The 22,727-nt window shown below is 51.8% G+C and carries 20 protein-coding genes; 11 read left to right on the forward strand and 9 right to left on the reverse strand.

Annotation, left to right across the window (positions count from 1 at the left end):
- Positions 1-16: 16 nt before the first annotated feature.
- Both KIS77_10595 and KIS77_10600 read right to left on the reverse strand, forming a co-directional pair.
- Positions 17-895 carry a hypothetical protein gene (locus KIS77_10595; GenBank protein MCW5922786.1) on the reverse strand — a complete coding sequence of 293 codons (879 nt, stop codon included), beginning with the start codon at positions 893-895 and terminating at the stop codon, positions 17-19.
- Positions 896-1,030: 135 nt separating this feature from the next.
- Positions 1,031-1,168 (reverse strand): hypothetical protein, encoded by a 138-nt coding sequence (locus KIS77_10600; GenBank protein ID MCW5922787.1) that lies wholly within the window; start codon positions 1,166-1,168, stop codon positions 1,031-1,033.
- On the opposite strand from KIS77_10600, the gene KIS77_10605 reads away from it, so the two are divergent.
- The 3 genes from KIS77_10605 (at position 1,167) to KIS77_10615 (ending at position 4,526) form a co-directional block, all read left to right on the forward strand.
- A complete protein-coding gene (locus KIS77_10605) occupies positions 1,167-1,586 on the forward strand; it encodes a hypothetical protein (GenBank protein MCW5922788.1) in 420 nt (139 codons plus the stop codon). The genes KIS77_10600 and KIS77_10605 overlap by 2 nt on opposite strands.
- A gap of 9 nt (positions 1,587-1,595) precedes the next feature.
- Entirely contained in the window at positions 1,596-2,756 is a 1,161-nt protein-coding gene (locus KIS77_10610) for an SAM-dependent methyltransferase (protein MCW5922789.1), read from the forward strand.
- A 267-nt stretch (positions 2,757-3,023) separates the two neighbouring features.
- On the forward strand, positions 3,024-4,526 hold the full coding sequence (locus KIS77_10615; protein ID MCW5922790.1) for a T9SS type A sorting domain-containing protein: 1,503 nt from the start codon (positions 3,024-3,026) through the stop codon (positions 4,524-4,526).
- A 10-nt stretch (positions 4,527-4,536) separates the two neighbouring features.
- On the opposite strand, the gene KIS77_10620 is transcribed toward KIS77_10615, so the two are convergent.
- The 3 genes from KIS77_10620 to frr all read right to left on the reverse strand — a co-directional run bounded on the left by KIS77_10620 (position 4,537) and on the right by frr (position 6,494).
- Positions 4,537-5,286 carry a glycosyltransferase family 2 protein gene (locus KIS77_10620; protein ID MCW5922791.1) on the reverse strand — a complete coding sequence of 250 codons (750 nt, stop codon included), beginning with the start codon at positions 5,284-5,286 and terminating at the stop codon, positions 4,537-4,539.
- A gap of 85 nt (positions 5,287-5,371) precedes the next feature.
- On the reverse strand, positions 5,372-5,845 hold the full coding sequence (locus KIS77_10625; GenBank protein MCW5922792.1) for a hypothetical protein: 474 nt from the start codon (positions 5,843-5,845) through the stop codon (positions 5,372-5,374).
- A gap of 88 nt (positions 5,846-5,933) precedes the next feature.
- Positions 5,934-6,494, reverse strand: coding sequence for a ribosome recycling factor (gene frr, locus KIS77_10630; GenBank protein MCW5922793.1), 561 nt, complete (start codon positions 6,492-6,494; stop codon positions 5,934-5,936).
- A gap of 322 nt (positions 6,495-6,816) precedes the next feature.
- On the opposite strand from frr, the gene KIS77_10635 reads away from it, so the two are divergent.
- Together KIS77_10635 and KIS77_10640 are read left to right on the forward strand one after the other, a co-directional pair.
- Positions 6,817-8,061 (forward strand): SpoIIE family protein phosphatase, encoded by a 1,245-nt coding sequence (locus tag KIS77_10635; protein MCW5922794.1) that lies wholly within the window; start codon positions 6,817-6,819, stop codon positions 8,059-8,061.
- 33 nt (positions 8,062-8,094) lie between these two features.
- Positions 8,095-8,583, forward strand: a complete 489-nt coding sequence (locus KIS77_10640) for an acetyl-CoA carboxylase biotin carboxyl carrier protein subunit (GenBank protein ID MCW5922795.1) — start codon at positions 8,095-8,097, stop codon at positions 8,581-8,583.
- 1,000 nt (positions 8,584-9,583) lie between these two features.
- Here KIS77_10640 and recQ read toward each other — a convergent pair.
- Entirely contained in the window at positions 9,584-11,728 is a 2,145-nt protein-coding gene (recQ, locus tag KIS77_10645; GenBank protein MCW5922796.1) for a DNA helicase RecQ, read from the reverse strand.
- A 164-nt stretch (positions 11,729-11,892) separates the two neighbouring features.
- Between recQ and KIS77_10650 the strand changes: the two genes are divergently transcribed.
- Together KIS77_10650 and KIS77_10655 are read left to right on the forward strand one after the other, a co-directional pair.
- Entirely contained in the window at positions 11,893-12,552 is a 660-nt protein-coding gene (locus tag KIS77_10650; GenBank protein ID MCW5922797.1) for a glucosaminidase domain-containing protein, read from the forward strand.
- 88 nt (positions 12,553-12,640) lie between these two features.
- Positions 12,641-14,263: a CotH kinase family protein gene (locus KIS77_10655; GenBank protein MCW5922798.1), complete on the forward strand. Its 1,623-nt coding sequence runs from the start codon at positions 12,641-12,643 to the stop codon at positions 14,261-14,263.
- A gap of 10 nt (positions 14,264-14,273) precedes the next feature.
- On the opposite strand, the gene KIS77_10660 is transcribed toward KIS77_10655, so the two are convergent.
- Positions 14,274-15,587: a DUF5103 domain-containing protein gene (locus tag KIS77_10660; GenBank protein MCW5922799.1), complete on the reverse strand. Its 1,314-nt coding sequence runs from the start codon at positions 15,585-15,587 to the stop codon at positions 14,274-14,276.
- 137 nt (positions 15,588-15,724) lie between these two features.
- On the opposite strand from KIS77_10660, the gene KIS77_10665 reads away from it, so the two are divergent.
- A complete protein-coding gene (locus tag KIS77_10665; protein ID MCW5922800.1) occupies positions 15,725-17,659 on the forward strand; it encodes a tetratricopeptide repeat protein in 1,935 nt (644 codons plus the stop codon).
- Between the two features lie 128 nt (positions 17,660-17,787).
- Here KIS77_10665 and KIS77_10670 read toward each other — a convergent pair whose 3' ends face one another.
- On the reverse strand, positions 17,788-18,357 hold the full coding sequence (locus KIS77_10670; protein ID MCW5922801.1) for a DUF4256 domain-containing protein: 570 nt from the start codon (positions 18,355-18,357) through the stop codon (positions 17,788-17,790).
- 505 nt (positions 18,358-18,862) lie between these two features.
- Here KIS77_10670 and KIS77_10675 point away from each other — a divergent pair.
- Both KIS77_10675 and KIS77_10680 read left to right on the forward strand, forming a co-directional pair.
- On the forward strand, positions 18,863-19,108 hold the full coding sequence (locus tag KIS77_10675) for a DUF433 domain-containing protein (protein ID MCW5922802.1): 246 nt from the start codon (positions 18,863-18,865) through the stop codon (positions 19,106-19,108).
- A complete protein-coding gene (locus KIS77_10680) occupies positions 19,105-19,485 on the forward strand; it encodes a DUF5615 family PIN-like protein (GenBank protein MCW5922803.1) in 381 nt (126 codons plus the stop codon). Before KIS77_10675 ends, KIS77_10680 begins: the two co-directional genes overlap by 4 nt.
- Before the next feature lie 180 nt (positions 19,486-19,665).
- Here KIS77_10680 and KIS77_10685 read toward each other — a convergent pair whose 3' ends face one another.
- Positions 19,666-20,466, reverse strand: a complete 801-nt coding sequence (locus tag KIS77_10685; GenBank protein MCW5922804.1) for a hypothetical protein — start codon at positions 20,464-20,466, stop codon at positions 19,666-19,668.
- Positions 20,467-20,624: 158 nt separating this feature from the next.
- Between KIS77_10685 and uvrB the strand changes: the two genes are divergently transcribed.
- Complete coding sequence (uvrB, locus tag KIS77_10690) at positions 20,625-22,664, forward strand: excinuclease ABC subunit UvrB (GenBank protein MCW5922805.1); 2,040 nt, start codon at positions 20,625-20,627, stop codon at positions 22,662-22,664.
- The last annotated feature ends 63 nt before the right edge of the window (positions 22,665-22,727 follow it).

The raw sequence follows: 22,727 nt of genomic DNA on the forward strand, positions 1-22,727 counted from the left end.
AAACTCGGAATACGCATCAAATAAGCTCATGGATGTGCGCTTGGATGCTCTGCGCCATCCGGCCCAACGGCAAGTCATTTTCGTCCGCTCCGAAAGGCTCCTCGATTTCCTCGGCGATGATTTCCAAACTAATCAGCACATAAAAGATAAACCCGACCATAGGCACCACATAGTAGCCCAAATTGAACACATACCCAAAAGGAAGCGTGGCGACATAGACGATGATGAATTTTTTGATGAACGTGCTGTAAGAATATGGAATCGGCGTGTTTTTGATACGCTCGCAGGCCCCGCAGATATCCGTGAACGACTGCAACTCCGCATTTAAAAAGAGCATCTGCTCGCCCGTGATTTTTTTCTCCTTGTGTAGATTGCTGACCTGCCTGAACATCATGGCGGCCACTTGGTTGGGAATGTGCTTATCCGCGTCAAGCTTGCGGCGCACGTCGTCGGGCAAATGGTCGAACAGCTCGATGCGCGTGTCGTTGCTGCGCAGGTGGTTTTTCAAAACGGTGGCATAGGCTGGAATTATGATGCGAAAATAGCCACGAGCCGAATCCCCCTCGGGCAACATAGCTGCGAGTTTCATGGCAAGGTTGCGGCTGTTGTTCACCAAAGCACCCCATAGCTTGCGACCTTCCCACCAGCGTTCGTAGGCCGTGTTGGTGCGAAAAACGAGCGCGAAAGAAATGACAAACCCCAACAGCGTGTGCATCATGGAGATATTGCGGATGTTGCTATCCTCGCTCAACTTCCAATACTCCAACTCAAGCCACGCGACAAAGGCCGAATAAACGCACACAGCGATTATCCATGGGAAAAGCCTCCGCAGCGTGTCGGAGCGTTGAAAGCGGTAAGTGGCAGGGAGCCACGATTTAGGGTCGTGCGCTATCATACAAAACTGATTTGTGGAATTGTTGATTAGTGGTGTGTTGGCGATTGGCGGAACTGGGATTTTCGTGTAAAATTGAGAGCGGTTGAGAGGTTTTAGAGAAACAGAGGCAATGAACGACGGGGAAAAATACGCACCTCAAAATAAATTTAGAGGCCCTGTCAACGCACATTGAAAAAAAGTTGAATTTTGTCCGCCAAAATCCATCACGCCGCTCCAGTCCAGCCAACCTTTGCCCCTGTTTTTTCGTTCTTGTGAAAAAAATGTAACTGCCATGTTTCGTCGCCCGCAAATGCCCGACGTTTTTGAGCGCCTCGAACGCGAGGCCAGCGATGACTTTCGTTTACTCGACGAATTGGGGCCGACGCATTTTGGGGCCGAGCACTTGATGGAACTCCATGCACGCACCCGCAGTCGGCTCGCGCTATTCAAAGGCCGCCAACGATTGGCCATGTTCGTCGGCGTAGTGGGGGCCGGTTGGGCACTGCTTGCGGTGATACTTCATTTCGTGGGTTTTCGATGGCCATCCTTTGCGACCTTGGGAGCAGCAGCCTTGTGTTTCGCAGGTTTTCTTTTCATCGTTTTTTGGCAAAAAAAACGCTTCGAGAGCAAAGGCGAGCTCGAATACGCGCAGCGCGTGATTGAAGAGGAACTACGCCGACGCGCCCAATTGCGCCGCGAAGCGAACAGATAACCCCCTCCCATGCCACGCTTCCAATTCCTCGCCGCTTTTCGAGCCGCCTTCGAAGCAGGCTCTATGCTCAAATGCATCCTGAGCAAGCCTACCCCGGCAGCCACTGCCGACCTCAAAAACATCTACCTCCGACCTGTGACCTTGAAAAAAGGTCTTTTCGTATCGTTCACCTTTCGTTACAAAACCCGCGACGAGGTCAAAAACTTTGACATAGAAACGGCAATCTTACAATTGGAGCAGCTGTTGGGACACTCCTTCTTGAACGCGGATTTGCTCACCACCGCTCGCGATTTCCATCTGAGCTTTTCCAAAAACGGCGAACCTACTTTCTCTTCCCAAAAAGCATCACACACGACCAACGCCGATACCACCCACGACCGCACCAAACTGCGCATGCTCGCCCCCACCGCCCCATGGCTACACGCCTTGGGCATCACCACCGCGCAGGGACAAATTCGAGCCGACGCGCAAGACAAATGGCGCCAAATCAACAAGTACCTTGAGGTGATTGGCAGCCTGCTGCGCGATTGCCCGCTCCCCACCGCCCCCCACATCGCCGATATGGGTTCGGGAAAAGGGTACCTGACCTTTGCCCTCTACGACTTTTTGAAAAACAAACTTTCCCTAACCCCACACATCACAGGCATCGAGCTGCGCCCCAACTTGGTGGCGCTGTGCAACGAAACCGCCCAAGCAGCTGGTTTCGAGGGACTTCGATTCATCTCGCAGGATATAGCCGACTATCGCCCCGAACGGCTGGATATGCTCATCGCGCTGCACGCTTGCGACACAGCCACCGACTTGGCGCTGGCAGCGGGCATCCGCAACAAAGCCCAAATCATCGTCGCGGCACCTTGTTGCCACAAACAAATCCGCAAGGAAATGCACACGCGCAACGAACTCGCCCCCGTGTTGCGGCACGGCATACTCGAAGAGCGCCAGGCAGAAATCGTGACCGATGGCATTCGCGCACTCCTGCTCGAAGCCGAGGGCTACAAAACGCAGGTGTTCGAGTTCATATCCACCGAACACACGGCTAAGAATGTGATGATTGCCGCCACTGCGGGCGCTCCACTACGGAAGGAAATGGTTTTGGAAAAAGTAGCGGCGTTGAAGGCGGGTTTCGGCATCAAGACGCATTATTTGGAAAAACTACTCGAGGAACGTTGAGAGCAGGGCTGTAGTTTTTTCCACCCTGCCATTTCTGGCGCAAACCCAACCAACGGCAGCGTTGCAAGATTTTCCGGCACCGATTGGCAAGCAAGCGGCGGCAGGCACGCCATGCCGCCATTCTCCCCACTGTTAAGTTTTTTCGCGCTCCCTTGCTTCTCACCGTCGGCTTGCCGACATTTGTAAGGGTGTCGCGTTTTCGAGCGTGCGCACGGAGCTACACCGAGCTGGCCTGCTCTTTTTTGCCACACAAACTTTCGTAAGGTCATGCGCCTCGTGCTTTCTTTTTTCTCGCTCTTTATCTTGTCTGCATTTTCTGCAAATGCTCAACAAGGCTACGGCAATCAATTGATTTTTGGGCGGTTCAACAGCCCTTACCCTTCCGGCACTATCCTCAATTTCAATGGCGACACGCTGAAAATTGAGCCTGTCAACAAACAAATGGAATTTGAAGGCTCCTGTGCCATTATGTGCGATTCCGTGGGCAGGTTGCTGTTCTATTCCAACGGCTGCTACATCGCCAACGCCGCCCATCAGGTGATGGCCAATGGAGACTCTATCGGGAAAGACCTCTTGGAAGCCAGCTTCTGCAAAACCGGGGGCAATCCGTTAATTCAAGGTATTATAGCCTTGCCAAAGCCCGGCAGCTCCCACCTGTATTACCTGTTCTACACGGACATCGGCGACCCTTATTTCATGCAGCCGTTCTTCCCGCTGGCTCCGGTTACACTCTATTTTTCCGTGATAGACATGGCGATGGAAAATGGGCTGGGGAGGGTGGTAGAGAAAAATGTGGTCCTTTTGCAAGACACCTTTTCAAGGGGGATGATACAGGCCGCAAGGCATGCCAACGGGAAAGACTGGTGGGTCATACAGCCAAAGTCACATTCCAATTGCTACTGGACGTTTTTGCTAACTGAGAACGGGGTTGATACCGCTTTTATCCAATGTGTCGGGCAGATATGGGGAGATAATGACCCACAAGGGCAAGCTGTTTTTTCTCCCAACAACCTAAAATATGCGAGAGGCAACTTCTATTTTGGCCTGAGCATCTTTGATTTTGATGACCATACCGCCACGTTAAGCAATCCGATAAAAATAGACTTTGGGCAAGACACTTTTAACTTTAACGGCGCAGCCTTTTCCTCTAACTCTCGCTTTATTTATGCCCCATGCCATAATAAACTCTGGCAATTCGACATATCGGCTTCCGATATATCCAGTAGCCGGATTCTTGTCGGAGAGTTAAATACCCCCCCAGACATTCTTGCAACGACACGTTTTTGCCAAGCGAGGCTAGCGCCAGATGGGAAGATATACATTGCTGGGAGGGCGCCCAACAGGCACCTTCATGTAATCAATAGCCCAAACTGCTATGGGGCGGATTGTGATTTGCAACAATATGCCCTCGAACTGGCAGCGAGAAACGGCAACACCATGCCCAATATGCCACATTACAAGCAATGGAGCGAGGATGATACCTGTGAGACCGTAAGTTCATCCCATACAGGCGAAAAAGAACCAGATTTTATTGGCTTTTCTCCCAACCCCGCCACCGACGAGGTGCTCGTCAGCCTCCACCATCCGATGGAGGGTCGCTGGCAGCTGGTGGCGCCATCGGGTCAGGTGGTGCGCGCCGGTCTCTGGGCCGCGGCGCAGACCACGCAGCGCATTGATGTCAGCCGCCTCGGAGCCGGGGTGTACTTCTTCCGGTTCGTGGCCGAATCGGGGCGGGTGGTGACCACGCGGAAAGTGGTCGTGGCGCGGTGAGGGGACCTGCTCACTTCATTCGCCGATACATCTCGAACTTTGCCAGCCCCAGTCGTTGCAGAAAATGCGAACACGACACACGCAACACGCCAAGACCGTATTTCATGCTGCGGCGAAAATTGATGCTTGAAGCCTCTTCAAAGTATTTGGTCGGGCAAGTCACCTCGCCAATGTCGAAGCCTGCATAGACAATTTGGGAGAGCATCTCATTGTCAAACACAAAGTCGTCAGAGTTGCCATTGAAGTTGATGGTCTCCAGCACCTCGCGGCTGAAGGCGCGATAACCTGTGTGATACTCGGAGAGTTTGTAGCGAATGAGCAGGTTTTGGGTGAGTGTCAGGAGCCGATTGAAAATGTATTTGTAGAGCGGCATACCGCCTTTGAGCGCGCCCATGCCGAGTATGCGGGAGCCGAGCACCACTGGGTAGAGGTCTTCGCCGATGATGTTCACCATGGAGGGGATGAGCTTCGGCGTGTACTGGTAGTCGGGGTGGAGCATGATGACGATATCGCCCCCCAGTTCCAGCGCCTTGTTGTAGAGCGATTTTTGGTTTCCGCCGTAGCCAGTGTTTTTTTCGTGGATGATAATGTGTCGGATGCCCAATTGCTTGCCGAGCGTCGCCGTGTTGTCACGGCTATGGTCGTCGCAGAGAATCACCTCATCCACCAAATCGAGGGGGATTTCGCGGTATGTTTTTTCGAGTGTTTTGGCGGCGTTGTAAGCGGGCAGCACAACGACGACTTTTTTTCCTTTGTACATTGAGTTGGTTGATTCGATTGAGCCGATTGGTACTCCGATTGTTCCGATTGGGCCGATTGAGTTCGATTCAATCACGTTAATCGAATCAATCTTTTTGTGTCTCGGCGGTTTCCTCTTTTTTCTTGTCTTCCTCTTTAGCAGCTTCAGCTGCTTCCGCCTCGCGTTTGGCTTCTTCAAATATGCCGTTTTCGCGCATGAAGTTGAACCACTTGATGCACTTTTTGATGTCGTTGATGTGCACTCGGTCGCGGTCGTGTTCGGGCAAAATTTTGGTAAAATAGTCGCGGAAAATCGGGCTTGCCGAATCGAGGCTCACGGGAGGGTTTTCCTCGAGCTGGTCGAGCATTTTTTGAAAGACATCGGTGAGCAACACCGTGCCTTCCTCCGTGTCCGTGAAGATGCTGACCGTGGCAAGGGGGGTTATTTGTTGCTGTCGGGCAGGCACGAAGCGTGTGCGTTTTTCTTTTCGGTCTTCAATGACGACGCCGTTGGCTCGCGTGGCAATCAATTTGTGTACGCCCGGAACACCCGCGACGACGAGGTATTTTTCTAAGTTCATTATTGAAACGGTTCACGGTGCACGGTGCACAGTGCACGGTGCGGAGTTTTTCCGTGTACCGTGAATCGTGCGTCGAGCACCGTTTGAGTTAAACGGTCATTATTTCTTTTTCCTTGGCGGCCACGATTTTGTCCACCTGTTCCACATATTTGTTCACGAGGTCTTGCAGCTCGGTCTCCTTGCGCTTGCCCATGTCTTCGGGCACCCCTTCCTTCACTGCTTTTTTGATGTGGTCGAGGGCTTTGTGGCGGGCGTTGCGCACCCCAACTTTGCTTTCCTCGCCAGCGTGTTTGGCTTTTTTCACCAATTCCTTGCGACGTTCCTCCGTAAGTGGTGGCACCATGAGACGAATGACTTCTCCGTCGTTGGCCGGCGTGATGCCGAGATTGGCGTTGATGATGACGCGCTCAATAGGCCCCAGCATATTGCGTTCCCAGGGTTGAATCACGATGGTGCGAGCATCGCTCACTTGCACGTTGGCGACTTGTGGAAGCGGAGTGGGCGCACCGTAGTATTCTACCATGAGGTCGGCGATGAGGCTTGTGGATGCCTTGCCTGTGCGCAGTTTGACGAGTTCGTGGTCGAGGTGTTCGAGGGCCTTATCCATGTGGGCCTTCGCTTCGGTCATTGTTTTGGCTAAGTCTTCCATAAATCTTCGTTCGTTGTTGGTTGCTCGTTGTTGGTTGCTCGTTGTTGGTTGCTCGTTGTTGGTTGCTCGTTGTTGGTTGCTCGTTGTTGGTTGCTCGTTGTTGGTTGCTCGTTGTTGGTTGCTCGTTGTTGGTTGCTGATGGTTGTTCGTTTCTTGTTGTTAGTTGTTCGTTGTCAGTTCGTAGAGTCGAAAACCGCGACAGCGAACAAAAAGCAACTAATGACGGCTTTGCGGGTGCAAATGTCACAAGTTTTAGATTTTTAAGGAAAAAGCATGGCAAAAATATAGGTATCCGTACCTTTCCGATGAATTTTTAAAACTGATGCCTGAATTACAGGAAATAAAGAGAACCCTTTCGAGGATTGAAAAATTAGAGCGCGAAGTCAACCTCAAGCAGCTGCAAATCAACAGCTTGCTCACCATCACGCAAGCCATCAACGAAAACGTGGCTGCAGACGGGCTGTTCAATATGTACAGCTCCTTTCTCCGCTGGGAGATTGGCATCCGCAAAATGGCGCTTTTTTTCAAAGAGGCTGGCCGGTGGGAGTGCATGAGCTTCTCGGGCTTTGATGAACGCCTGCTCGAACACGACGTGAACGACGAGCTCACCCATTTCCGCACCAAGCAGGGCGTGGAGGGCAGCAGTCATCCGCTGATTCGAGAGTTCGACCTCGTCATACCCGTGATGCACAAGAACGAGCCGATTGCCTACGCTTTCGTGGGAGGGTTTGGCGACGAGGACGACGTGTACAACAAGGTGCAGTTTGTCACCACTATTACCAACGTGATTGCGGTGGCCATTGAGAACAAGCGCCTGTTCAAACAGCAGCTCCGCCAAGAAGTCCTCAACCGCGAGGTGGAAGTGGCTGCCGAAATTCAGCGCACCCTCGTGCCCTCGCGCCTCCCTGCCGGGAAAAAATATCAGCTCTCGAGCATCTATAAGCCACACTTCGCGGTGGGCGGCGACTACTACGACGTGGTGGAATACCCCGACGGCAAAATTGCCTTTTGCATCGCCGACATCACGGGCAAGGGCGTGTCGGCAGCCCTGCTGATGGCAAATTTTCAGGCCAACTTTCACGCGCTCATCACACGCCGACCCACTTTGGAAGAAATCGTGCAGGAACTGAACGCCGCCGTCTATCGCGTCACGCAAGGCGACAAGTTCATCACGCTCTTCCTCGCCAAATACGACCCCACCAACCGCACGCTTCACTACATCAACGCAGGCCACACCCCGCCGTTGTTGCTCGCGGATGGCGAGGTGCTCCCCCTCAAAAACGGGTGCACCGTGCTGGGCTGGCTCCCAGAGCTGCCGTTCCTCGAAATCGGGAGCCTCTGCCTTACCAGCGAGGCACTCATCTTCTCCTACACAGACGGCCTCACCGACGTGAGCAACAAATCAGGGGAAGAGTTCGGCGAGGAAAAACTAATTACTTTCCTGCGAGCGCATACCGCGCTCGGCGCCAAGGAACTCAATACCAAATTGCTAGCCCACATCGAACACTACCGCGAGCGCCAGCCCTACCCCGACGACATTACCGTGCTCACATGCAAGGTCTTTTGAAAGCCCCCTCGTACGCAATATCAATCACAACCCATGTTCACAGAGCCTTTTCTCATCTCCGTCAACGACCGACATGAGTTCGATGCCCTCCCGGAGGATGCCAAAAATTTGGACCTGCTCGCCGAAGCAGATGGACAATTCCACCTTTTGCACAACGGGCGCTCCATTCGCGCCGAATTGCTGGAGGCAGACTACGCCACCCGACGTTTCACACTCAGGATAAATGGCGCAAACTATCAGGTGAAAATCGCCGACCACTACGAACGACTTGTTCAACAACTCGGCCTTCACGCAAACAGCGGCAAAAAAACAAACACCGTGAAGGCTCCCATGCCCGGCCTTGTCCTCACCGTCATGGCAGCTTCCGGGCAAACCGTGCAAAAGGGCGACCCGCTCTTGATACTCGAAGCCATGAAGATGGAAAACGTGATAAAAGCCGCCAACGATGGACAGGTGAAAGCGGTGATGGTGCAACAAGGCGCAGCGGTAGATAAAGGCCAATTGTTGCTCGAAATGGAGTGAAAACAGGAGACAGGCTTGATTTTTTTTCTCCTCAAAATTTTTTTTCTAAAAAAATTAAGTTTTTTTGACAATCAAATTTTCAACAAACCCTCAAACTTTGCCTTGTTTTTCAGCATATAAATATGTCCCTTTTGAGTCAAAAAAGGCTCTTTTATCAAAGAACGACATGATTTAGTAAAAAACTCGCGCCGATAACCATTCAACAAATTCGTTTTTATGTTCTTTGCACTTGTGCCAACTACCCGCACTTTTGTACTGTCAATGAAAGAGAACGGCGGCAAAACGAAAAGAAGCGGCAAACATTGACCACTCGATTCGAAACTTTTCATGAGATTATATACGGGAAATCCGACGCGGCGCAAACGAGCGCCGCGTTTTTTTTGTGCCTACTCGTAAGGGCAAGATTTTCTTCCTGACTCGGAATCCAACCATAGACCATATTCCGACCGCCATATACCTCGCGCCCAGCTACTCTCTCTTCGCAATAAGGTACAACCCACTCGCTTAGGCGAAAAAAACATGCTAAATCAGTAGCCATGCTGAAAGCGTTCAGGAGAATCAACAGCCTAATTGTGCTCACGATTTTTGGTCTTTGCGGACCCGCAACCACGTTTTTTTAAAAAAAATCACTCAATAGTTTTTTATCCAACGAAACAAATTTTCAACAAAACACCTCTATAACCTCGTCCGCCTGTCATATTTTTTTTTAAATTAAGATTCAAAACCGTAATTTTTTAAACAAAATTGAAAAAAACACAACTTCTAAACCCTCGAAAACCATTCAACAAACGCCTATTTTTGTCCTTTGCAGATGGGACAACCTCCCGCACTTTTGTATCGTCAATGAGAACAAACGGCGGCGATATGAAAAGAAGCGGCAAATTCATTGACCACCTGATTCGAAACTTTTCATGAGATTATATACGGGAAACCGTGCGGCGCAAACGAGCGCCGCATTTTTTTTGCCCCTACCCCTGCCACACCTTGGTGGCATCGCGCGTCAACCTCGATGGCGCTTGTAGTCAGCGATGGCGAACCGAATTTTGTCGTAGTTGAATCGCCCGCCAAAATGCTCGAATATCTCCTTCATGGCGAATGGCTCCGCAAACATGGGCAAGGCACCTTGAATAATGTCGCGTTCCTCCGGCGAGACCCACTGGCTGATGTCGAGCGTTTCGCCGCGTTCGTACATGGTGGCCAAATGGCCTGCTACCGCAAGGGCGCTGATGCCCCTCATCTCGGCGATTTCCTCCACCAGATGCCCTTTTTGGAACAAGTTGAAGGAAATGAGCTGAGTGCTGCCCGTGATGCGATTGCCCTCCTCCGTTTTTTCCAGCACGAATCGCCGTACTTCACCGATAAAAGCATCGCCAAAAAGTTGCAGCTTGCGCTCGCCCACACCACTGACTTGCAACAGGTCGGCATCGGTAAAGGGGCGTTTGTCAGCCATATCATCTAGGGTGGCATCGCTGAAGATGAGATATGGCGGCACGCCTTGCTCTTGTGCAAGGCTGCGACGCAGGGCAACCAAGCGCCCAAAGAGCTCTTCCTTCAACATCTGTGATTTCGACTTTTCGGGCATCACCGGCAGCTTCTCGCCGGGCTTGCTTTTTACTTTCGGCTGCGGCATCGCAAGCGATACCTTTTTGCCTTCGAACAGTACTTTTTTCCCCTCATCGGTCACTTTCAGGCAGTTGTGCTCATCGTAAGCAATCTCGACGAGGCCGATATGCAGCATTTGGGATAGCAGGTAGAGCCAATCGTCGAAGGTGTGCTCTTTGCCAGCGCCGTAAGTCTTGATTTCGTTGTACTTGTGCTCAAAAATGTCGCGTCGTTGGCTGCCGCGCAAGATGTCAACAAGCATGTTCATGCCCACGCTTTCTTTGGTGCGCATGATGGCCGATAGGGCCTTTTGGGCAGCAATGGTGCCATCGAACTGACGCGGCGGATTGAGGCACACATCGCAGTTGCCGCAGTTGCGGTCGTAAGTCTCGCCGAAGTAGAACAGCACGGTCTTTCGGCGGCAGACGGGGGCTTCGGCAAATTGGTACATCCGATTGAGTTTGGCTGTTTTCAGCTCTTTCTGCGTGTCGTCCGCCTCGCCTTGCTCAATCATGTCGCGATAGACCATCACGTCTTGATAGCTAAAGAACAGCAACGCATCGGCTGGCAAACCATCGCGACCTGAGCGCCCCACTTCCTGATAGTAGCCTTCCAGATTGCGCGGCATATTGTAGTGAATCACGAAGCGCACGTTGCTCTTGTCAATGCCCATGCCGAAAGCGATGGTGGCGCAGATGATGGGCGTGCGGTCGTTGATGAAATCCTCTTGAGTTTTGCTGCGCTGCGCGGGTGGCACTTCCGCATGGTAGTGGGCGGCTTTGAATCCGCGTGCGTTGAGCTTGTCGGCAAGTTCTTCGCAAGTCCTTCGCGCGAGGCAGTAAATGATGCCTGATTGTTGGGGGTGCTGTTTCAAAAACTCGATGATTTGTTCCAATCGCCGCTGGCCGGGCCGCACCGTCAGTTTGATGTTGGGGCGGTCGAAAGAGGCTATAAAAATGGCAGGGTCGGGCAATTGAAGTTGCCCGATGATGTCCTTTCGGGTCAGTTTGTCGGCGGTGGCGGTGAGCGCCAGGATGGGCACGTCGGGGAATTGTTCTTTCAAAAAACGGAGCTGGGTGTACTCGGGGCGGAAATCGTGCCCCCAAGCAGAGATGCAATGCGCCTCGTCCACGGCGAAAAGACTGATTTTGAGCCGCTTGAGCAAGGGCTGAAAATTTTGCGACACCAGCTTTTCAGGACTGACGTAGAGCAACTTGACATAGCCTGCCATGAGTGCGTTTTCCACGTTGCGTGTTTGTTCGGAAGTGAGCGTGCTATTGATGAACGCTGCGGGAATACCCGTTGCGCTCAGCCCCTCGACTTGGTCTTTCATCAGCGCGATAAGTGGGCTGACCACCACCGCCACGCCTTCAAGCGTAATCGCTGGTATCTGATAGCAGATGCTTTTTCCGCCGCCCGTGGGCATCAGCACGAGCGCGTCGCGTTTGTTGTAAACGGCTTCGATTATTTCTGCTTGCAACGGGCGAAAGGCATCGTAGCCGAAGTATTTTTTTAAAGCGTTCGAAGCGTTGGAGAGGGTCATGGAAGCATGGTGTTTGACAAGTGGAGGGTGTGTATGATTTTTTCAAAAAAATGCTTTGAATTAAAAACAAAGTGTTTTACATTTGCTCTAAATTTTTGCCAATTCCTCGACAAGAGGTTCAATTTGAAACAATTTAATAAAAAACGTTGTAAAACGAATCGGCTATGAACTGGAAATTTTTAAAAACAAATTGGTTTACCATTGCGCTTGTGCTGCTGCTTTTGATGGCCATTGGAAGAAAATTTGTGCCTTCCAAATCGAGCGGTTCCGCCACCCCGAGCCAAAAGGAGCAACCTGCCGCCAAAATAGAAAAATACACGGACACGGAGGCGCAAGCGATGCTTGATTTTTCGTCGGAAGCGCCCGCGAAATCGGCCAAGCCGGTGGCCGACAAGGCGGCATCCATTGCTTTCGTTCGGCGCTTCGAGCAGGTCGCCATCAGCGAGCGAAAGAAATTTGGCATTCCTTCGTCTGTGTTGCTGGGTTGCGCTTTTGTGAATAGCACGGCTGGCAAGGCCGAATGGGTGAATCGCACCAACAATTTCTTTGCCCTGCCCTGTTCGTCCGATTGGGAGGGCGGCACGGCACAAATAGATGAACGCTGCTTGCGGCGCTACGAGACGGCTTGGGCTAGCTTTCGTGATTTCAGCATACACCTGACCAGCCAAGAGTGGTACGGGGGCGTGAAAAAATCGGCAGGTAAAGACTGGAAAAAATGGGCGAAGGAGCTCTCAAAACGCGGTGTGTCCGAGGTGCCCGATTTTGGGAGGCGATTGGAGGAGGCCATTCAGACGTACAGGTTGTATGACTTGGACGAATTGTAAAAACGAGCGTCCATGGGGGGCTTGGTGGAGTTTTATTGCTGGTTTGTCAATTGGTTTGTTCAAATTTGCATGGACAAAAGTCTCCGCCATGAAAAAAACACTACTGCTTTGCTGGATTTATCCCGCCGTCATTTTTGGTCAAGTCAATTTTCAATCGTCCAATTTGCCTATCGTCATCATCTCCACCAATGGCCAATCCATACCGGATGAGCCAAAGATAACGGCACAGATGAAGGTCATTGACAATGGTATCGGACAGAGCAACCATATCAACGATGCCCCCAATGGCTATGATGGCTTCATTGGCATTGAACGAAGGGGCAGTACCTCGCAGGACTTGTCGGACAAAAAACCCTACGCCGTGGAAACCCGCGATGCCAACGGCAACAATCTGAACGTCGAGCTTCTAGGTATGCCTGCCGAGAACGACTGGGCTTTTCTCGCGCCTTTCAACGACAAGAGCCTTGTGCGCGATGCTTTCACGCTCGAAATGGCCCGCCGCATCATGCCTTGGGCTTCGCGCACCCGATTCGTCGAATTGGTGCTCAATGGCAGCTATGAAGGCATCTACCTCGTGACGGAGCGCATCAAACGCGACAAAAATCGCGTCAACATCGCCAACCTGACCGCCACCGACCTGTCTGGCGACGACCTGACGGGAGGGTACATCATCAAGATGGACAAATCCACTGGCTCACAAACGGGCGGGTGGACATCCCCTTATCCCCCCCAACCCGGCGCTTGGCAAAATACCGATTATCATTTTCATTTCCCAAAACCCAGCGATATTCAACCCGCTCAAAGGCAATACATCAGGACGTGGATGACGGATTTTGAAAATCTGATGGCCTCGCCGGATTTCGCCGATTCGGCAAATGGCTATCCAAAATACCTTGATGTTCAGTCGTTTGTTGATTTTGTCATTATCAACGAGCTGACGAAAAACGTGGATGCCTACCGACTTAGCACTTTTTTTCACAAGGACAAAGACAGCAAAGACGAGCGCCTGCACGCAGGGCCAGTTTGGGACTTCAATATCGCTATGGGCAACGCCAATTATTGCAATGGAGAGACGTACACCGGCTGGGCCATTGACTTTAACAACCACTGCCCCAACGACGGCTGGGTCATCCACTTTTGGTGGCGCACCTTGTGGAACGACCCATCTTTTCGTCAGCGACTTCACAGCCGATGGAAGGAATTGCGCGGCGATTTGCTGGCGACCACCCACGTGACTAGCATGGTTGATTCGCTGACGGGGGTGGTGTCGCAGGCACAGGTGCGCAATTGGCAGCGATGGCCGGTGCTGCATACATGGGTATGGCCCAATGCGTTCTGTTGCGGCACTTATCAGCAGCATGTTGATTATTTGAAAAATTGGCTCGTCCATCGCTTGGAATGGATGGATGGAAAGATGGCGACCTTGAACGCAGAGGACTATTCGCCGAGCCGATATTTTAAGACCTTGGTGTTCCCTAATCCGACCGACGGTGCGCTCACTTTCAAATACTACGTCCGCCGGGGCGACCAAGTCCGATTGCGTGTTTATGATGCCGCTGGGAAATTGCTGGCTCACATTCAAACACCCACCCCGCCCGCGAATGGCGAAAATCAATACACTTGGGAACACGACTTGCCAAGTGGGTTCTATTTCTACACGGTATCGGTCAACGGGCGCGTGGAATCGGACGGTAAGTTCGTGACCCGATGAGTGTCGTTCCTCACTGCCGGCTCCTCGAATCGAACGAAGTGGCCACCATTAGTCGGTCGTATCGCTCGCCAAATGGCCGGTGATAGACCAGAATGGTGTAAAGGTTGCTGGTTTCGTACCAATTGCCTTCCACGCCCGCCAAGTCAATGTCGCCCGTGAGGGGGTTCACCACGCGATATTCGTAGTTGTAAAACCCCTGTTTCAACAGCGGTGATTCCACAAAATATGCCTTGGCTTCTGGGCTGTAGTCCATCTTCCATTCGGGTTTCAGTTGCCAATTCGTCAGCTCTCCGAACACATACACGTCGCGGTCGAAAATAGGCGCGTTTTGGCTGACGGAAAACAACACTTTTGCGTAATCGCATTGCAACACGGTCTGGTTGAAGTTTTGGTTTTCAATGGAGTATCGCCCATTCAAATCAATCCGTTCGGAGACGGTGCTGCCCGCCCGGTCTTGGTCGGTGAGCAGCGTCACTTCGTAGTAGTCGCCCGTGTTGTTGATGGCCTTCACCCGGTCGCCGCGATACTCGAAAGAGCGCATATCGAAATATCGCCACTCTTTGCCCGCCGGAAAAACCACCACATCCTGATAGTCGTAGACCAGCGACTCGCCTCGCGCGACGAAGGGCTTGAGCGGGCCAATGGCATTGTCCCAGCGGCCATTTTGGAGCACAAAAGCCTTTACGTCATTTTGGGGATTGGCGATACGAACGCCCCGAAATGCCACCGTGAAATCAATCTCGTGGTGCGTGTTGAGCTTGCTCACCACTGCCGGGCTGACGAATTTTGCCTCCACGCGCCACTGTGGTTCTGCCACCATGAAACGCCGCGCCAGCACCAGCCTTCGGTTGTCGTCGTTGTCAAAAATTTTCAGCAAATAATTGCCCGACCGCGCCCACCGCATGTTCTGGTTGGGCAAGGAGAGGGTGTAATGGGTGTATTGATAAAGCGTGTTGATGGAGCTCTCTATATCAAAAATACGGTCTTCGGGGAAGCCATCGATGTATTCTTGGTCAGAGAGTTGCGAAGGTTGCCAGTCGCTGTTGCAATGCACGATGGTGTAGATGTAGTCTTTCAAATCGGTGCCCAAATGGTCGAATTCAAGTATCAGCACATTGTCGCGGGCATTGAGGTCAACAATGGGGAGCGAAAGTGGCGCCCCTGCGAGATAGAGCTGCGCAGAGCGTATATTATCGTCCAGTGCGAGGCTCTCGTTGCGCGGGTTTTCATCCACGCCGCGTTGGGCCAAAAGCAGCGCCGGGGCACACATCAGCCATGTGCCCCACACAAGGGGAAGACATTTGAAAGATGAAAAAAGAGGCATTGAACCGTATTTATAGTGTCAAAAAAGGCAAGTATAGGAAAAACCGCTTTGTTGGGCAGTGTGTTGTTGGGGTTTAAAAAATTCTTGGGCATCTCCTTACCTTCGGCGCTGGTTTTTTCAGGAAAAATCAATGCGCCATGTCGAAGCGAAAATCTGCCAAATCTGCTCCTCCCCCCCGCCCCGTTCAGAAAAACAAGCCTTCCGTCAGCCCCCCCAAAATACATGCGCCCGCGCACGCAATCAGGCTCGGATGGTTGGTCGGTCTGCTTGCCGCCGCCCTCGGCTTTTTGCTCTATGCCAACACCTTGCAACACGATTATTGTCTTGACGATTTTTCGAGCATCAAGGAAAACTGGGTCGTGAAGGGCGGCCTGAAAAACATCGGCACCATCTTCACCACCGAATATCGCTATGGGGTCTGGAGCAGCCCCGGCTCGCTGTATCGCCCCATCCCGCTCACGCTTTTTGCTTGGCAGTGGCAAATCGCCCCTGACGACCCGCACTTTGCCCACCTGATAAATGTGTTGCTCTACGCCTTGACGGGTTGGCTGCTTTGGGTCACTTGGCGCCGGATTTTGACAAATTACCCACCCGTCCTGACCGCTTTGGCGGTCTTGATTTTCATGGCGCATCCGGTTCATACGGAGGTGGTGGCCAACATCAAAAGCGTGGACGAGATACTGGCCTTGTTGAGCTGTACGGCTTCTCTTTATGCACTGTGGCGCTATTTCGACAACAAGCATGGCGCTTGGCTTTTGGCCTCGGTTGCTTTTTACGGCTTTGGTCTTTTTTGCAAAGAAAGCGCCATCACGTTTCTCGCGGTTTTTCCGCTTACGATGTGGTTTTTCACTTCTCTTTCACTAGGCAAAAACCTTCGGCTGACAGCCCTGATGCTACTGCCGGCGGCAGTGTTTTTGATGGCTCGCCAAAACGTCATCGCGGCGCAGCAACACAAGGAAATTTTTTCGGTGCTCGACAACTTCATTGTCGGCGCTGCCAACCAAGGCGAAAGGTTCGCCTCAGCATTCATGATGTGCGGCCGCTATCTGTGGACGCTCGTACTGCCCCACCCGCTCGTCCACGATATGGGCTACCCCCAAATGACGCCTGTCACATTTGCCGATTGGCGGGCCGTGTTGGGGGTGCTGACCTATCTCGGTATGGGCATCTGGGCGCTGCTCCACCTCAAGCAAAAGCACTTTCTCTCTTTCGCAGCACTCTTCTACCTCATCACGTTTTCGCTTTTCAGCAATGTATTGATTCAAATAGGCACATCTTATGGCGAACGCTTGCTGTATGTGCCATCACTTGGGTTTGCCTTCGCGGTGGCTTATTTGTTTTGCCGCTTGTTCAATGTCAACGACTTGCGCGAGATTTGGAACCCCAACGGCAAAGGCATCGCACTTTGGGGCGCGGCAGGCATTCTTTTGGCAACATATAGCGTGAAAACAATCAGCCGCAACCCGGCTTGGTTTGACAGCGGCACCCTGTATGCCGCCGATATCGGTCATTCGCCCAACGGTGCCAAATTGAACTACCACCACGCCCTCGAACTGACCAAAAAGGGCCTCGACGAAGCAACGGGCGAAGTGCTCGACTCGACATGGGTGCTCAAAGGCATAGATGCCTACACCAAAGCCATCCAACTCTACCCGCAATATCACGATGCATACGGCAGCAGGGGCTTGGCCTATTTCCGATTGAAAAAGTACGATCAAGCATTCGACGACTACCAACAATCACTCAAATACAGGCCCAACGACGCAAAGGTGCTCTCCAACATGGGGTTCATCTATTTCCTTCGCAATCAATTGGACGAGGCTGAACGGGTGTACCGGGAGTCCATCAAATTCGACCCTCGATTCGTGGATGCGCGGCGCAACCTCGGTGCCGTGATGGCGATGAAGCGCGATTTTCCCGCCGCCATCGAGCAATGGGAGGAGGCACTGAAATATGACCCACAAAACGTGACGCTGCTCAACTACATCGGGTCTGCTTACAAAGACATGGGGCAGCCAGAAAAAGGACAGCCGTATTTAGACAAAGCGACGAGATATGGAGGAGGCAAATAAACGCAACGCGTTCATTTATTGTGGACAAGCACTTGAACATTCCGACGGATACGCTGCTGGGGGCGGGTAGCAGACATAGCCTGAGTGTTTGTCACGACGCACATAACGTCGCTATAGTATAGGGGAAATTAAACTCTCAGCGAGCCGCGAAATCCCCTGACGGCATAGTAAGATTCTGCGCCATTGTGACCTATGAAAACCCTGCCGTATCGAAAATCACCGCAAATGGCGCCACCGAGTTTTCTAATGTCGATAGGAGTTTTCAGCCAGCTCGACGTTTTCGCATCGAAATTTCCAAGTTTCTGGAGCTCCTGATATTGTTCTTCCGATAAAATCTCGATGCCCATGGCAGCCGCCATATCCATCGCGTTATCTGCTGGCTTATGCTCTTTCCTCGACTCCCACGCTGCGCGGTCGTAACAAACACTTCTGCGACCTTTGGGGCTTTCCGCCGAGCAATCGTAAAAAATGTATTCGCCCGTCTTCGCATCATGACCGACGACATCCGGTTCGCCGCCGGTTTCTTCCATGACATGGAGCGACCAAAGTTTTTCAGGATTCGCGTCGAGCCTCGCCTGCACTTTAGCCCATTCTAAGCCCTTGTGACGGTTCATGTTTTTTTCAAAACGGGTTTTCAAGGTGTCGAAGAGTGCTTCGCGTTGTGCGGGCGGCAACTCTTTTTTTGCTGCATTTGACATAGCCTTTATGTTAAGAAAAGCAGTGGAAAAATTTAGGGCGAAAGTAAAACAAACAAAATTTAAAAAACAAAAAGTTTTTTAATCGCAGCCAATCGAACACCTTTCACACAAAAACTTTTGCAGCCGCCGTTTGCCGTTCCTGATTTTTCGTGTTGAGAAAGGAAGACTTGTGGGAACAAGAAAACACATCTATCATCTTGTAACCCGCCATTGAAATGGCGGGGCACGCCACTTCTCTTTTCATCTATCATCTTTACAAAGCATCAACATCTGGTTTCTTGATGCGGATGTTCGGTAAAGATGATAGATGTAGTTGGTAGGATTCGCCTGGCCGCCGATTGAAAGTCGGCGGTTACAAGATGGTAGATGGGTTTCTCGCTCTGCACAAGCACTCGAACACTCCGACGGATACGCTGCTGGGGGTGGGGAGGGCTGCACAGTGAGGGGCAAAGAAAAAAGACAAGACTTCATAACAACACTTATTTTTGTGGAAAAATAAAGGCACATGACGAATCCGTTTCCCAATATCGTGTCTGAACCGGAAATTCTTGGCGGCAAACCCTGCATAGCAGGCACACGTATCAGCGTGGAAATCATCATGGATTGGCTTGGCACGGGCGGCACGCCTGAAAGCATCGCCCGGAAACACCCCCTTCTGACGCCCGAACTTGTCAGAGAAGCCATCCGTTACGCGGCGCGTTTTGCTCGCAACGAAGTCGTAATTGAAGTCCGCACCCACGCACAGACATGAATACCCGTCAACTCCGTTTCCTGACCGACGAAAACATTGATAAGGAACTGGTCGCTTTCCTGCGAGCGGAGGGGCTTGATGTGTTCGACATCAAAGAGGAGCGTTTGTTTCGGCTTAGCGACCGGGCAATTCTCGAACTCGCGCTCGCCGAACAACGGGTCGTTATCTCCGAAGACAGCGATTTCGGTACTTTGATATTTCGGGACAACGTGCCTTTCTACGGAGTTGTTTACCTGCGCCCCGGCCACGAATCGCCGGAAGTTCATGTAGAAACTTTTGCCGCTATTCTCGCCTCCGAACTTGATTTTTCTATTCCATTTATTCTTGTGGCGGAAAACGCGGGCGAGATTGTTCGCATCCGGTTGCGGAACTTATAGCCAAAAAGAAAGCATTTTCTGATGCCACACCTAAGCGGAAGTGCTGAGCGGCAAACGCAAACGCACGGCCAAAATGATACTCGCCCTGCACAAGCACTTGAACATTCCGACGGATACGTTGCTGGGGGTGGGGAGGGGGCAGGCATAGCCGCCAACAACGGCAAGAATTATACGCCGTATTCATAAACGTCTCTTTTTTACAAATCTTCCTCTTTTTTGGTCATAATAATGCGTGTCTTCTCTACGTCTTATTTGAACTTTTAATTGTTGTTGTGGTGCTGTTATCTGTCTTTGTTGTGGTTTCTCGGGCTCTGGAAATAATTGACCTCTATTATGTGTTATCTGAACAAAATCTTTTCTTCTTAATCCAACGACAACAGCTCGTATCACATCTTTTTGAGGCAATAAGCACCATAAAGTATTTTTAATTTCGTCTTGCGCGATTGTAGATAGACCACAAAAATCAAAAATTACAGGAACTGAACTATTGAGCCAACTTCTCGGAAAAACTTCGTCAGGAAAATCCACAGAATACACACCTTGTTGATTTGTTCTCCTAAAATTTCCTATTCCTTTGTGGAAGCGAGGATAATCTCTTTGTAAGCGAGTCCCGTCAACAATCCAGACCATATTTTTGTAGAACCTCTCTCGTGAGGTGCGTTCTTGTGGATTAATATGTGAATGCTGAAACTCAATTACGAGATTATGAACCGTTCGAACATCTGCAATATGCTTTTCGCCTGTCTGTTCTTCAAATAAAATTGTTTCTTGCCACTCAGCAGGATAGTTATTTTTCCAAGTACGATGCCACTCGGTTTCTGGTTCCCACCAAGGGTCGCAATTCCGAGTTCCTTTATGTGCCCAATGGTTTACTTTACGTTCTCCACATTTTGCAATCAATTCTGAATTACAAATTGGACAAACACCTTTGACGCCTTTGGTCGCTTCTGTTTTTGTACCATTTACTAATGCGTATTTCATTTTTTTGCCACGCAGCCGTTTTTATGAAAATCGCCCAAAAATACCCCCACCCCGCCCACCCACCAAACAAAACCCCACAAAAATTCTCCCCCTCCCCAACTTTTCCAACACAAAAAGTTTTTAAAAACTCCGCCAAAAACCCCGAAATTTGTGGGCTTATGAATTTCAAAATCACTTCCCACTACCAGCCCACCGGCGACCAGCCCCAGGCCATCGAGCAACTCGTGAACGGCGTGAAAAGCGGCGAACGCGCGCAGGTTTTGCTCGGCGTCACCGGCTCCGGCAAGACCTTCACGATGGCGAACGTCGTCGCCCAACTGAACAAACCGACGCTGGTGCTGACCCACAACAAAACCCTCACCGCCCAACTCTACGGCGAGTTCCAGACCTTTTTTCCCGACAACGCGGTGGAGTATTTTGTCTCCTACTACGACTACTACCAGCCCGAAGCCTACATCTCGGTGACGGACACTTACATCGAGAAGGATTTGCAAATCAACGAGTTGGTGGACAAACTCCGCCTGAAAGCGACCTCCACGCTGCTCTCCGGTCGGCGCGACATCATCATCGTGGCCTCCGTCTCCTGCATCTACGGCATGGGCAACCCCGACGACTACGCCATCGGCATCATCCGCTTGCACAAGGGCATGAAGTTGAACAAAACGCAGTTCCTCTACTCGCTCGTGGACAGCCTCTACTCGCGCACGGAGACGGATTTCGCGCGCGGCACCTTTCGCGTGCGCGGCGACACGGTGGACATCAACCTGCCTTACGCCGACTGGGGCTACCGCGTCATTTTTTTTGGCGACGAAATCGAGAGCATCGAAAGCATTGAATTGCAATCGGGCAAGCGCGTCAACGCCATGAACGAGGCCGCCATTTTCCCCGCCAATCTCTACGTTGCGCCAAAAGAACGCCTGACCGAAATCATGGCAGCTATTCAGGACGAAATGACGGCGCAGGAAAAATACTTCATCTCTGAAGGCCGACTGGCGGAAGCCCGCCGCATCCGCGAGCGCACGTCGTTCGACCTTGAAATGATAAAAGAACTCGGCTACTGCTCCGGCATCGAAAACTACTCGCGCTTCTTCGACCGCCGCGAGCCGGGAACGCGCCCCTTTTGCCTGCTCGACTATTTCCCCGACGACTACCTGATGATTGTGGACGAGAGCCACGTCACCATTCCGCAGGTGCGCGGGATGTGGGGCGGCGACCGTTCGCGCAAGCAGTCGCTCGTCAATTGGGGCTTCCGCCTGCCCTCGGCGATGGACAACCGTCCGCTCAGTTTCGAGGAGTTCGAGGGCATGATAAATCAGGTGATTTTCGTGAGCGCCACGCCGGGCGATTACGAGTTGGAAAAAACGGAAGGCGTTGTGGTGGAACAATTGGTGCGCCCCACCGGCCTGCTCGACCCGCCCATCGAAGTGCGGCCTTCGCTCAATCAGATTGACGATTTGCTGGAAGAAATTCAAAAACGCACGGAGGTCGGCGAACGGGCTTTGGTCACGACTTTGACGAAACGCATGGCCGAAGAACTGGCGAATTATTTTGCCAAAGTTGGCGTGCGTTGCCGCTACATCCACTCGGAAGTGGAGACTTTGGAGCGGGTGGAAATCCTGCGCGACCTCCGGCTCGGCGAGTTCGACGTGTTGATTGGCGTGAACCTCCTGCGCGAAGGACTTGACTTGCCGGAAGTTTCGCTTGTCGCCATTTTGGATGCCGACAAAGAGGGTTTTCTGCGAAATGCCCGCTCGCTCACACAAACGGCCGGCCGCGCCGCCCGCAACTCGAACGGCCTCGTCGTCTTCTACGCCGACAAAATCACCGACTCGATGCGCAACACGATAGACGAGACCAACCGCCGCCGCTCCATTCAAATTGCCTACAACGAGGAGCACGGCATCACGCCGACGACGGTGACCAAAACGAAGGAACAAATCCTCGCCACGCGCAGTATCCTCGACATTCGCGGCTCGGAGCCGACGAAATACTACGTTGAAAAAGATGAAATTACCCTCGCGGCCGAGCCAGTGGTGGCTTATGCGACCCGCAGCCAGTTGGAAAAAATGATTGCCGAGTCGGAGTCAAAAATGAAGAAAGCCGCGAAGGATTTGGACTTCATTACGGCAGCGCAGTTCAGGGATGAGATGCTGGCGTTAAAGAAGATGTTGCGTGAAAGGTTTGGGGGGGAGGGTTAGGCTGCTTTTACCTGAGTGGACACATCAAGGCTGAAATCCTCTACCAATTTGACCAATTGTTGC

The organism is Saprospiraceae bacterium, assembly GCA_026129545.1.
GTDB lineage: Bacteria > Bacteroidota > Bacteroidia > Chitinophagales > Saprospiraceae > M3007.

Coding starts and splice junctions, on each gene's coding strand:
- KIS77_10595 (MCW5922786.1), bottom strand. CDS start 895: ATGATAGCGCACGACCCTAAATCGTGGCTCCCTGCCACTTACCGCTTT.
- KIS77_10605 (MCW5922788.1), top strand. CDS start 1,167: ATGTTTCGTCGCCCGCAAATGCCCGACGTTTTTGAGCGCCTCGAACGC.
- KIS77_10600 (MCW5922787.1), bottom strand. CDS start 1,168: ATGGCAGTTACATTTTTTTCACAAGAACGAAAAAACAGGGGCAAAGGT.
- KIS77_10610 (MCW5922789.1), top strand. CDS start 1,596: ATGCCACGCTTCCAATTCCTCGCCGCTTTTCGAGCCGCCTTCGAAGCA.
- KIS77_10615 (MCW5922790.1), top strand. CDS start 3,024: ATGCGCCTCGTGCTTTCTTTTTTCTCGCTCTTTATCTTGTCTGCATTT.
- KIS77_10620 (MCW5922791.1), bottom strand. CDS start 5,286: ATGTACAAAGGAAAAAAAGTCGTCGTTGTGCTGCCCGCTTACAACGCC.
- KIS77_10625 (MCW5922792.1), bottom strand. CDS start 5,845: ATGAACTTAGAAAAATACCTCGTCGTCGCGGGTGTTCCGGGCGTACAC.
- frr (MCW5922793.1), bottom strand. CDS start 6,494: ATGGAAGACTTAGCCAAAACAATGACCGAAGCGAAGGCCCACATGGAT.
- KIS77_10635 (MCW5922794.1), top strand. CDS start 6,817: ATGCCTGAATTACAGGAAATAAAGAGAACCCTTTCGAGGATTGAAAAA.
- KIS77_10640 (MCW5922795.1), top strand. CDS start 8,095: ATGTTCACAGAGCCTTTTCTCATCTCCGTCAACGACCGACATGAGTTC.
- recQ (MCW5922796.1), bottom strand. CDS start 11,728: ATGACCCTCTCCAACGCTTCGAACGCTTTAAAAAAATACTTCGGCTAC.
- KIS77_10650 (MCW5922797.1), top strand. CDS start 11,893: ATGAACTGGAAATTTTTAAAAACAAATTGGTTTACCATTGCGCTTGTG.
- KIS77_10655 (MCW5922798.1), top strand. CDS start 12,641: ATGAAAAAAACACTACTGCTTTGCTGGATTTATCCCGCCGTCATTTTT.
- KIS77_10660 (MCW5922799.1), bottom strand. CDS start 15,587: ATGCCTCTTTTTTCATCTTTCAAATGTCTTCCCCTTGTGTGGGGCACA.
- KIS77_10665 (MCW5922800.1), top strand. CDS start 15,725: ATGTCGAAGCGAAAATCTGCCAAATCTGCTCCTCCCCCCCGCCCCGTT.
- KIS77_10670 (MCW5922801.1), bottom strand. CDS start 18,357: ATGTCAAATGCAGCAAAAAAAGAGTTGCCGCCCGCACAACGCGAAGCA.
- KIS77_10675 (MCW5922802.1), top strand. CDS start 18,863: ATGACGAATCCGTTTCCCAATATCGTGTCTGAACCGGAAATTCTTGGC.
- KIS77_10680 (MCW5922803.1), top strand. CDS start 19,105: ATGAATACCCGTCAACTCCGTTTCCTGACCGACGAAAACATTGATAAG.
- KIS77_10685 (MCW5922804.1), bottom strand. CDS start 20,466: ATGAAATACGCATTAGTAAATGGTACAAAAACAGAAGCGACCAAAGGC.
- uvrB (MCW5922805.1), top strand. CDS start 20,625: ATGAATTTCAAAATCACTTCCCACTACCAGCCCACCGGCGACCAGCCC.